At 48.9% G+C, this 10,782-nt stretch carries 9 protein-coding genes; 2 read left to right on the top strand and 7 right to left on the bottom strand.

Annotation, left to right across the window (positions count from 1 at the left end; all coding sequences use genetic code 11):
- Positions 1–145: 145 nt before the first annotated feature.
- The 4 genes from KQJ19_RS19710 to pepT all read right to left on the bottom strand — a co-directional run bounded on the left by KQJ19_RS19710 (position 146) and on the right by pepT (position 4,254).
- Complete coding sequence (locus KQJ19_RS19710) at positions 146–385, bottom strand: hypothetical protein (protein ID WP_016151936.1); 240 nt, start codon at positions 383–385, stop codon at positions 146–148.
- Positions 386–476: 91 nt separating this feature from the next.
- The gene (locus tag KQJ19_RS19705; RefSeq protein ID WP_016151935.1) at positions 477–1,112 is read right to left on the bottom strand and encodes a DUF2913 family protein; all 636 of its coding nucleotides are present in this window, start codon (positions 1,110–1,112) and stop codon (positions 477–479) included.
- A gap of 527 nt (positions 1,113–1,639) precedes the next feature.
- Positions 1,640–3,001 carry a C4-dicarboxylate transporter DcuC gene (gene dcuC, locus KQJ19_RS19700; protein ID WP_016151934.1) on the bottom strand — a complete coding sequence of 454 codons (1,362 nt, stop codon included), beginning with the start codon at positions 2,999–3,001 and terminating at the stop codon, positions 1,640–1,642.
- Positions 2,998–4,254 carry a peptidase T gene (gene pepT, locus KQJ19_RS19695; RefSeq protein WP_016155790.1) on the bottom strand — a complete coding sequence of 419 codons (1,257 nt, stop codon included), beginning with the start codon at positions 4,252–4,254 and terminating at the stop codon, positions 2,998–3,000. The genes dcuC and pepT overlap by 4 nt, the downstream gene beginning before the upstream one ends.
- 1,312 nt (positions 4,255–5,566) lie before the next feature.
- On the opposite strand from pepT, the gene KQJ19_RS19690 reads away from it, so the two are divergent.
- Together KQJ19_RS19690 and KQJ19_RS19685 are read left to right on the top strand one after the other, a co-directional pair.
- Positions 5,567–5,824 carry a YjhX family toxin gene (locus KQJ19_RS19690; protein ID WP_014882342.1) on the top strand — a complete coding sequence of 86 codons (258 nt, stop codon included), beginning with the start codon at positions 5,567–5,569 and terminating at the stop codon, positions 5,822–5,824.
- Between the two features lie 10 nt (positions 5,825–5,834).
- Positions 5,835–6,581 carry a class I SAM-dependent methyltransferase gene (locus KQJ19_RS19685; protein WP_216404024.1) on the top strand — a complete coding sequence of 249 codons (747 nt, stop codon included), beginning with the start codon at positions 5,835–5,837 and terminating at the stop codon, positions 6,579–6,581.
- Between the two features lie 49 nt (positions 6,582–6,630).
- Here KQJ19_RS19685 and KQJ19_RS19680 read toward each other — a convergent pair whose 3' ends face one another.
- From KQJ19_RS19680 to KQJ19_RS19670, 3 genes are all read right to left on the bottom strand, one after another.
- On the bottom strand, positions 6,631–7,194 hold the full coding sequence (locus KQJ19_RS19680) for a DJ-1/PfpI family protein (protein ID WP_049281633.1): 564 nt from the start codon (positions 7,192–7,194) through the stop codon (positions 6,631–6,633).
- 165 nt (positions 7,195–7,359) lie between these two features.
- Positions 7,360–8,748, bottom strand: a complete 1,389-nt coding sequence (locus KQJ19_RS19675; RefSeq protein ID WP_016151916.1) for an APC family permease — start codon at positions 8,746–8,748, stop codon at positions 7,360–7,362.
- A 386-nt stretch (positions 8,749–9,134) separates the two neighbouring features.
- Positions 9,135–10,553, bottom strand: coding sequence for a glutamine synthetase family protein (locus KQJ19_RS19670; protein WP_046276299.1), 1,419 nt, complete (start codon positions 10,551–10,553; stop codon positions 9,135–9,137).
- Positions 10,554–10,782: the final 229 nt, after the last annotated feature.

The following is a 10,782-nucleotide window of genomic DNA, read 5'->3' as shown; positions in this document are numbered from 1 at the left end:
ACCTTAACCTGTAAAATGATTAATTATTAGAAAGTTTCCGCATTCATTCTCACGTAATAAATTAATTACTCAGGGGGACATACTGCGATAAACAGCAGCCCTCTAACATTGGCAAAAATAAGGCCAAAACTATTCAATATTAATATTATTTATGGATATAAACGGTAATGTCTTTCTGACTATCGACAGGCACCCGCACCCAGGACAACGAATCGACGGTGATCGGTGCCATTTCATTTTCTAAACGTAACAACGGCGTGCTGGCGTCTGGCACACCTGTACTTTCAGTTATCTCGAGAACGCCCCGAAAAGAAATGGACACACTGTCTGGAATATCAGACAACCTTATCCATTCGTTGGCAATCACTAACTTTCGAGTAAACATTCGCTGTCCTTGGCGCGTGGTTTCTATCCGATAAATTTACAAGTTGATCAATCTATTCTTTGCATTAACAGCACATTGTTCACATCGTCAGTTAAGCATTACTTACCAGAAGAAAATGGAAGTGATAAAACTCATTTGAAACGTGCTTTACAAATTCAGCCGGAAGGTTATGTTTAATGAACGTTAACTTTGCAAACTCAACATCGCCATATACCCGGATACAGAAGGGTTTGACAATCTCACCCTGCACGCCAAAACACGCCTGCAGCCGAGTGTCATCCATAAAAATAAAATTACCTTCTCTTACCTTAATCTTTTCATGCAGATCTCGCCATTTCTCTGGCGTAAGCAGAAAGCTTTCCCAGCCATTATTTCTCAACACCTCAATCGTATGAGTAAACTTAAAATAGTCGTTCTGCATCGATACATCGCCACTCGAAGTCGAGTATAGATATTCTATTTTAAATTTAAGTTGTGCATTGAGGCTTTTTTTCTTGCCTTCATCAATTAGCCATTGAAGTTCATTGATTACGTTCCTTGAGAAGAGCTTTCTTTTTTTAGCGATGGCCAGCCATTGCATAATAAAAAGATGCTCTGACATTTTAGAATGAATCTTACGGTCCCGTATTGCGATACCAATTGCTACCAATGCACTCCAGGTAAACGCTTCCAGGTCATCCTGATAATGGTGTCGTAACGTACTAACTTTTCCTGAATCCCTTACCACTTAAACCTGCCCAAATAAATCATTATCACATGTAAATCTTGCATTATTTCATTTTAAAAAATACTACAACTAAAAACATCAAAATATGATCCAGATTAATTTATCCCTATGTAATAAAATTGCAAACTTAACACATCACTCTTATTAATCATTGATGCCCGGATGGCTCAGCGATAAATAATAAGAATTATACGATAAAGATAAAAACTAATAATACTCACAGGTTATCAATTCCACCTACTGTTAAAAATATGATCATCATAAAACTTCAAAAATTGCTGATTAGAAGAAATATCCTGATAGTTTTGACCAGACACCCCAGACAAACACCCATTTCAACGCTAAACAGCCATTAAACATCCTAATGGAATCGCATTCTATCCTCCGCTGAGCGACAGACAGCCTCACAGCAGCAGGCCAGGCTTTTTATACAGGTATCAGTAATATTAACGCGTTTAAATTTCGCCTAATTCAAAAAGCCAACATCCGGATTCAATGAACCGGAAGTTGGCTTGTCGCTGGAACGGTTAATAGAAAATACCGATGATCAGAGTGTGAGTAACGAACCCCACAATCAGCGGTACGGCGGTACGCTTCACCACATCGAATGGGGTTATTTTCGCTCCGCTGGAAACGGCAATCACGACGCCGGATACCGGTGAAATGGCCCGTCCCATATGCGATGCCTGCTGCATCGGCAGGATCATGGCAACGGCGTTAGCGCCCATACTGGCGGCAATTTGCGGGATGAGCTCAACGAAGGCGAGGAATGGCGCATTCCCCGACCCCATAATGATCGCCGCGGCCAGCGTCACCAGCGCAAATACTACCGCCATGGCAAACGGCGGTAATCCCACGTGTTCGGCCATCAGAATGAGCTGATCGATCGCACCGATGACTTTAATTCCGTGAGCAAAAACCCCTGCCGCAACCAACAGTCCAACCACACCGGTAAACGCAGTGCCCATTCCTTTCAGGAAATGGCTGAAACCTTCGCAGACCGACTTTAAATCACGCACTCGCAGCCATTCAATCAGCATACAGATGGTCATTGAAATGAGGACAATGGTGATAATATTCAGGTTGATACCCCTGACGAACATTTCGGATGATCCTACTGCCATCAGTATCGGAAGCATGGGGAGCAGCGCGTAAAAAGCCGGGGATTTTCCTGAATCAGTCACTTCTGCGCTACCGATTTCCCGCGGTAACGTCCCTGCTTTACGGTCGCAATGCCGCTGCCAGAAAAAATGGCACACGCCGACAACCAGAACCGTTGCCAGCGCGGCGGGACCCTGGTGGTAAACAACATATTCCACTACATCCATATTCACTGCTTTAGAGCCCCTGATAGCATCGATTGCCGTCGGGGTGTAAGCCACGCCAAGCGAAGTAGCAATGACCCCGGCAGCCGAGGCCGCTGAGAGCCCTAACCCCAGCATAATGGGGAACATGGTCCCCATCAGCAACACGGCAAGCCCGGTTGCAGAAGGAATGGCCAACTGCAGGAGGCTGGCGAGCAGGTAGGAGAAAAAGAGGAGCACATAGGGTGAACGCAGCGCCCGTAAGGGTTTCGTTACTACCCGCACGACCGCCTCATTTGCGCCGATATGATCCATGTAATGCGCAAATCCCATTAACGCCATGATCATCAGGCCGAGATCGGCGGCGCGCGTGCTGAAGAGATCGCGCATTACCTCGAAAGGATCGAGAAAGGAAATTCCCGTACTGGCAACCCCCTTCGGTAATACGGACCCCCATCCGGTTAACGCGGTGCAAATCATCAAGACTAAACCCGCAATGAAGAGCACCGGTTCAGCGCGATAACCTTTCAGAATCAGACGCGCGACCACCACGATAACCAGAAGTGCGATTAACACCTGAATCATGACTGAGCTCTCCGCTGCGCGAACTCAGTATAAGTTTCCTCAATCACCGCCACCACCACATCACTGGCGGCCCGCAGAGAACGCACCGGCAGATACTCATAAATTGAATGGAAGTTATGAGCACCGGTAAAAATATTCGGGCACGGCAATCCTTTCTGCGACAGTACCGCGCCATCATACCCGCCACGCATGGCGACAGGTGCGGGCGTTATGCCGCATTTCTGATACGCGCGGAATGCAATATCAATCGGGTAGTGAGCGTCCCCCTGCAAACTGTTCAACACATTCGCGTAGCGATCGGCTAAATGACAGACCACGCTGTTTTCCCCCCACAGGGCACAGGTGCTGACGGCAAGCTGGCGAATAAACGCCATACGCGCCTTATAACCTTCTTCACTGAAATCGCGGATATCCAGCTTAAGTACCGTGCGGGCACTGTTACCCTGTAGCTGTTTTACCCAGTAATACCCTTCGCGCCCTTCCGTATATTCAGGCGCTTCTCCCCCTGGGAGCATGGCAATAAACTTATGCGCCATCAGCAGCGAATTCTTTAACTTACCTTTGGCCGACATCGGGTGTGCGGACTGGCCGGTAAAGATGATTTCCGCATCGCCCGCATTCCAGTTCTCGTAAACAAACTCACCGATACCGCAGCAATCCAGGGTATAGCCAAAATCAGCACCAAACGCGGCAACATCAAACGCTTTTGCGCCACGCAAGCCCTGTTCCTCATCCGGGACAAAACCCACTTTTACTGGCCCATGTTTTATTTCCGGGTGTGCGACCAGATACTCAAGAGCATTCATAATCGCGGCGATGGCTGCTTTATCATCAGCGCCCAACAGACTGGTCCCGTCGGTCACCAGCAGGTCATCACCGATATAATTTTTCAGTTCCGGAAATTCACTTTCGCGCAGGTAAATATTCAGCTCTTTGTTCAGGCATAAATCCCCACCGTGATAATGCAGGCGCTGTGCTTTGGTGTCTGCCGTCTGTTCCGCACTGGTATCCAGATGACCAAAAAAAGAGACCACCGGGATCGTGTCATCGGTATTTGCAGGTAAGGTTGCCGTCACTATAGCGGTATCCCTGACCTCAATGTTTTCCATTCCTAATGCTTCAAGTTCTGCTGCAAGCAGTTTTGCCAGTTCCATTTGACCAGGAGAAGAAGGCATTATCCCATTAGCGCCATTTTCCCTTGATGTCGTGGTATTGATTTTCGTGTAGTTAATAAAGCGTTCAACAATATCCATTCCAGGAGATCCTTTAATGTATCATTTATGAGGTACTGCGAGAGGTGTTCTGCATGCAGCGTGGAGTAAATAATCTGAGAACCAAATAAAATCAGCGCTCATCCCAGAACGCTGATTTTATGGGCATTACGACAACGATTTATATAAAGGAAGATAAAAAGGCCAGTGATTATACCTGCGATTAAAAAACTCCTTTCTGATTGATAAAATCATATTCCCTGTCTATTTTTACTGCTATTTCCCATGGTGTTAAGCTAACAGAAGTCATAAACGGCATCCCTATACCTATGAGATAATAGAAATCATTTAGATTCCTGTACTCTGTACTGGCATAAGACATACCATCGCGATATTTTTTTAATGAACGAATACTGTATCAGCAACATGCAACCGTTTGCACCTCTCTACAAATAGCCACTTCGCGCACTAAAATCCGTGAACAAAATCACAATTACCTCAAAAGCAAAAAACTTCTATCGCGCTGAAAAAAAGGCAGTTATAAGGAAAGTTATATAATACCCACATAAACATAGCCAGAATTATACTATTCACTATGAAATAGATTCAGGCTGATACTATTTCAATATTGCCGTAGAGGTCAGTAGAGCTAAATCGTCGTAACCAATAATGTTGAATATCAATAACGATAATATTAAAATTTCTATTTATGACGATAAGCCAAATAATATGCAGGCAAAAAAAACCTCTCCCCCGAGAAGAGATTCAGGGCAGAGGTAATACGGGTGTTAAGGACATACTTATAGTTTTAATGATAACAGAAGCGCTTCTTGCAGGACCGAGTATACACACTTAGCCACGTTAAGAAAATTCTTAAAAACATTAAATTGCAAATTTCATTTAAAACCACAATTATGATAAAGGATCATTTATCAAAGAACAAAATTAACCAGCAAAAAGAGTAAACCATACTAATCAATGAGGTGATAAAAAAGCAATGCTGTATGGCTACCGATAGCGTTTCTGGCGACGCTGAAACATTAAATTAATTTAATGAATAAATGCGATTTACATAACGAGAATTAAAAAGTCATTAAATAAAAGAAATACAATTTTTCGTTACAGATCACACTTCCACTATAAGGAGGTTCCCCTACTGTTTCTTGCAGGTATGATTCAGCATGTAAATACCTTTCAACTCAACCCGAGGCTTTGATGCTGGAGAATGTAATCATCTGATAATCAGCTTCCCGACCTTTTCAGGCCGGACTGGTTATCAATGCGCCGAATTCGAATGCGGACACCGCTGTGTGTTTGCACGTTTTGCACATGATGATTAAACAGGTTTTCCAGTATGAATTTATCCCGTCAGGAACAACGTACCTTACACGTTCTCGCCAAAGGTGGCCGTATTGCTCACGTCCGCGATGCCTCTGGCCGCGTCACTTCCGTCGAATGCTACAGCCGCGAAGGGCTGTTGCTGACCGACTGCACGCTCGCCGTCTTCAAAAAACTCAAAACCAAAAAACTGATCAAATCCGTCAATGGGCAGCCCTACCGTATTAATACGACCGGCCTGAACAACGTTCGCGCCCAACTTGATAATCGCTAAGGAGAGAGAGATGGATATCCCGAAGATTTTTACCATCAGCGAAAGCGCACATCGCATTCATAATCCGTTCACCGCACAGAAATACGCCACGTTAGGCCAGGTTTTAAGGATGGCACCGGGAACACGCATTCTGGACCTCGGCAGCGGTTCGGGTGAGATGTTGTGCACCTGGGCACGCGATCACGGTATTTCCGGCGTGGGTATCGATATGAGCCGGCTGTTCAGTGAGCAAGCCACCCTGCGGGCCAAAGAGTTGGGTGTCAATGAGCACGTGCGTTTTATTCATGCCGATGCAACAGGTTATATCGCCAAAGAAAAATTCGATATTGCCGCTTGCGTTGGTGCGACCTGGATTGCCGGCGGCGTCGCTGGAACGATCAGACAACTGGAACAAAGTCTCAAACCAGGCGGAATTATACTCATCGGCGAACCATACTGGCGTCAGACGCCTGCAACGGAGAGCATCGCCCAGGCTTGCGGCGCGACTTCAGTGACCGATTTTCTTTCTCTGCCAGAGCTCGTTTCATCTTTCGACCTGCTCGGTTATGACGTGGTTGAAATGGTGCTGGCTGACCAGGAGGGTTGGGACAGATACGAGGCGGCAAAATGGCTGACGATGCGCCGGTGGCTGGAGGCAAATCCGAACGATGAATTTGCCCCGGAAGTCAGAGAGCAACTGAGGAGTTCACCAGCACGCCACGTAGCCTTCACCCGGGAGTACATTGGTTGGGGGGTGTTCGCACTCATACAGAGGTAATATGTCCAGTCGGTATAACGAGGCAGGTTATACCGACTTTTTTCATCGCTTACTTCATTAATACTTCAACAAATTTAGCCAGCCATTGCGGATGCGCGGGCCATGCAGGCGCGGTAATCAGATTGCCATCCACGTGGGCTTGATCAATGCCGATATCTGCGTAATGCCCGCCGCTCAGACGAACTTCTGGCGCACAGGCCGGATAGGCGCTACAGGTCCGGTTTTCTAACACCCCCGCCGCCGCTAATAGCTGAGGTCCATGACAGACCGCGGCGATAGGCTTACCGGCAGCGTTGAAATCTTGCACCAGCTTAATAACATCCGGATTCAGCCGGAGATATTCCGGAGCACGTCCGCCGGGGATCAGCAGCGCGTCGTAATCGGTGGCCCGCACCTCGGCAAAATTTGCATTCAGCGTAAAACGATGACCCGGTTTTTCACTGTAGGTCTGCGCCCCATCAAAATCATGAATAGCGGTTTGAACGTAGTCCCCCTGACTTTTATCCGGACAGACGGCATCAACACGATGGCCCAGCATCTGCAATGCCTGAAAAGGCACCATCGTTTCATAATCTTCGACATAATCGCCGACCAGCATCAGTATCTTCTTCATTCACATCCCCCGCTCACGGTTATTAATGATGAGAAATAACGGCCATCTTTACTATAGCCCACGCATTTCACGACATTAATAAATACCGCAGGACACGCCGTCACCGGACGTCTGAAGGGGGTTGCCCCTGACGGCGCGCCCTGTTGTTAATACCTGAAGTTTCTATCACTCCCAGGCTTGCTCAGATTTCGCGGCGTCAAACTGCGGCGGCGGCTTGCGGAAACGTCCGGTCAGGTAGGCGAGATACACCAACCCCACGCCAGCCCATACCAGTCCCAGCGTCAGCGATGTCACCTCCAGGTTCACCCACAGTACGGCAACGGTGGCGGCGCCGACCATTGGCAATACCAGGTAGTGCAACTTTTCCTGCCAGGTATGCTTACGCCCTTCACGACGCCAGAAGTGGTTAAACACGGACAAATTAACGAACGTAAAGGCCACCAGCGCGCCAAAGTTAATCAACGCCGTGGCGGTCACCAGGTCAAAAAACAGGGCCGAGAGTGCCACAATCCCGACCATAATGACGTTCAGCGCGGGTGTACGCCATTTCGGATGGACATAGCCGAAGTACTTCTCCGGGAAGACGTTATCGCGGCCCATCACGTACAGCAGACGCGAAACGCTGGCATGGGACGCCAGACCTGACGCCAGCGTATTCACAAAGGTCGTACACAAGAAAATAGACTGGAACAGTTTGCCGCCGACGTACAGCGCAATCTCCGGCAGCGCCGCGTCCGGGTCTTTAAATCGGCTAATATCCGGAAAGAACAGCTGCATAAAGAACGAGGCAGCAATGAAGATCAGTCCACCGTAAAGCGCGGTAAGGAAAATAGCTTTTGGAATGGTACGCGCGGCATCCGGTGTCTCTTCAGAGAGCGTGGTTACCGCATCAAAACCGAGAAACGAGAAGCAGACGATGGTCGCCCCGGTGATAATCGGGATCAAATGCGCATTCTGGCTGATAAACGGTTGCAGCGACCAGACGGTCCCAACCCCTTCGCCTTTGTGCAGCCCCTGCACCACGAGAACAATGAACACCACGATTATCGCAACCTGCACCAGTACAAACAGCGCATTGAAGTTCGCCACCAGATTAACGCTTTTCAAATTGGCCGCGGTGAGGATCGCTACAAACATCACTACCCAAATCCATGGCGCAACGCCCGGGAACAGCGCGGAAAGGTAAATTTTCGCCAGCAGGACGTTAATCATCGGCAGGAACAGGTAATCAAGCAGTGACGACCAGCCGACCATAAACCCCACATGCGGGTTGATCGCTTTTTGCGCATAGGTGTAGGCCGAACCGGCTTGTGGAAACTGGCGTACCAGCTTTCCGTAACTGATGGCGGTAAACAGCACGCCCGCCAGGGCCAGCAGATAGGAGGCCGGAACATGACCATTGCTGATACCCGAAACAATACCAAAAGTGTCAAATACCGTCATCGGTGTGAGATAGGCCAGCCCCATCACCACCACCTGCCACAGCTTGAGGGATTTACGCAACTGTGCTTTGCCCGGCTGGGCCGCGAGATCCACAGAAGAATTAGTCGACATAGCTTTCCTCCCCGCCACGGGCCCAGATCTGCGTTCGAAACGTGGGTACAGCAGACCTGGGTCGTGTCGGGGTGGAAAGCCAAAAGAAAGGCGTCAATGTTGCACGGCACAGATGCGGTCCGTACTTACTGCGGGAGCCATGGATGCTCACGCGGGGCGGGTTTTTAAACATTGGCATCATCACATTTCCTCGTCACAAACTCTGTCGGTTATCTGAAGACCCGTTGTCGCAAGCCGCTCCATTACGCGACATCCGGGAAATGGCAGGTGATCCTGCAATATTGACGGGCTGGCTCCGCTCAGACCGCATGATGCGACTTCTTTTTTTCAATGACTAAACAATGCGACAGGCCCGACAAACATTACGCCGCCGGGCCACTTTCCTGTCAGGCGTTTTTCAGCATCCACTCAATTTCAGTGTCGGTAATCAGGCGTTCAAACTGGATCAGTTCATCGTGTTTACAGGCGTGATACACATGGCTAAAACGCTCCCCGAGCAACTCACGCAGACTGTCATTTTGCATGAACTCCCACAGCGCATCGCTCTGGCGGATCGGGAACGGTAGCCCTTCCTGCTCCAGGCCGTTGCCTTCCACCTCTTCCTGCAACGGCAGCTCGTTATCCAGACCATGCAGGATCCCCGCCAGAATGGTCGACATCACCAGATACGGGTTGGCGTCAGCCCCCGCCACGCGATATTCAACCCGATGGTTATCACGATCGCCGCAGGGAATGCGCAGCGCCACCGTACGGTTGTTGTGCCCCCAGGAAGCCTGGGTCGGAACATACATCCCCGGCTGGAAGCGGCGATAAGAGTTCACATTCGGCGCCAGCAGCGCCATTGACGCAGGCATCAGATCAATCATCCCGGCAAGCGCACGCTTTAGTAACGCGGAATCATCGCCATTCGCATCGGCTAACACGTTCTCGCCTTTATTATTCATAATGCTGATGTGGATATGCATTCCGCTACCGGCATGCTCCTCATAAGGTTTTGCCATAAACGTGGCATGCATCTTATGTTTCTCCGCCACCAGCCGTACCAGGCGTTTCAGCGCCAGCGCGTCATCGCAGGCGTCGAGTACGTTATCGGTATGGTAGAGGTTGATTTCAAACTGCCCAGGGGAGGCTTCAGCCACCGCGCCGTCAGCCGGGATCAGCTGCAAACGGGCCAGTTCATCGATATCGTTCAGCACATCAGCAAAGTGGTTCAGGTTATCAACCGAGTAAACCTGACTTTGCGTATTCCGATCGTCCGTTCCCGGCGCGCACGGCGGCTGCAGATAACCTTCGGGATCGCGCTTACGATCGAGTAAATAGAACTCCAGCTCTACCGCTACGACGGGGAACAGACCGCGCTGGCGAAGTTTCTGCCAGAGTCGGTTAAGTACGTTCCGCGGCTCAACGTCAAAGGGAGCGCCATCTTCATCCAGCATCGTCAGCATCATCTGCGCAATACATTCCGGATCGGCGGCCGAAGGCGTTAACGTGCCAGGCACCGGGACACAGGTCCGATCCGGTTCGCCAAGCTCCTGACCTAATCCCGCCTCTTCGACCACATTGCCAAGAATATCCATCGCGAAAACGGATGCCGGGAAATAGCAGCCTTTCTCTAACTTGTGTAATCCCGCAACGGGAATGCGTTTACCACGAAAGCAACCATTCAGGTCGGTTAACAGCACATCCACGAACTGCGTGTTGGGATAGCGCTCCAGATACTGCTTAACTTCACGCGCAAACGCGCTACTTCGTCTCTCTTCAGAATGCTGAACAAAATTCTCAACTTCTACAATATTGGTTTCCATGATTCACCGCCGTTGGCCTGTAAGCTGTTCTGTGATTTGACTGTTAAATATAATGTCCACTCTTCGACTCTGGATGCAAACAAATTGTTTGTCAAATGTTAAATTAAGTTTGCTAGAAGGTTATTCCGCTGCTAGATTGAGAAAATAATGAACGGAATGGCATAACAAGGAACCGTTTGGCAATAATTTATTCCAAAACGTGAGGTCGATCATGGGCAATATATTTGAC

The sequence above is a fragment of the Citrobacter sp. S46_ASV_140 genome (assembly GCF_018919545.1).
GTDB lineage: Bacteria > Pseudomonadota > Gammaproteobacteria > Enterobacterales > Enterobacteriaceae > Citrobacter > Citrobacter braakii.
Note: the sequence above shows the minus strand (reverse complement) of the source record. Positions and strands in the feature narration are given on the sequence as shown.

Excerpts from the sequence above, each read along its gene's own strand:
- KQJ19_RS19710 (WP_016151936.1), bottom strand. The coding sequence starts at position 385 with ATGTTTACTCGAAAGTTAGTGATTGCCAACGAATGGATAAGGTTGTCT.
- dcuC (WP_016151934.1), bottom strand. The coding sequence starts at position 3,001 with ATGATTCAGGTGTTAATCGCACTTCTGGTTATCGTGGTGGTCGCGCGT.
- pepT (WP_016155790.1), bottom strand. The coding sequence starts at position 4,254 with ATGGATATTGTTGAACGCTTTATTAACTACACGAAAATCAATACCACG.
- KQJ19_RS19690 (WP_014882342.1), top strand. The coding sequence starts at position 5,567 with ATGAATTTATCCCGTCAGGAACAACGTACCTTACACGTTCTCGCCAAA.
- KQJ19_RS19685 (WP_216404024.1), top strand. The coding sequence starts at position 5,835 with ATGGATATCCCGAAGATTTTTACCATCAGCGAAAGCGCACATCGCATT.
- KQJ19_RS19680 (WP_049281633.1), bottom strand. The coding sequence starts at position 7,194 with ATGAAGAAGATACTGATGCTGGTCGGCGATTATGTCGAAGATTATGAA.
- KQJ19_RS19675 (WP_016151916.1), bottom strand. The coding sequence starts at position 8,748 with ATGTCGACTAATTCTTCTGTGGATCTCGCGGCCCAGCCGGGCAAAGCA.
- KQJ19_RS19670 (WP_046276299.1), bottom strand. The coding sequence starts at position 10,553 with ATGGAAACCAATATTGTAGAAGTTGAGAATTTTGTTCAGCATTCTGAA.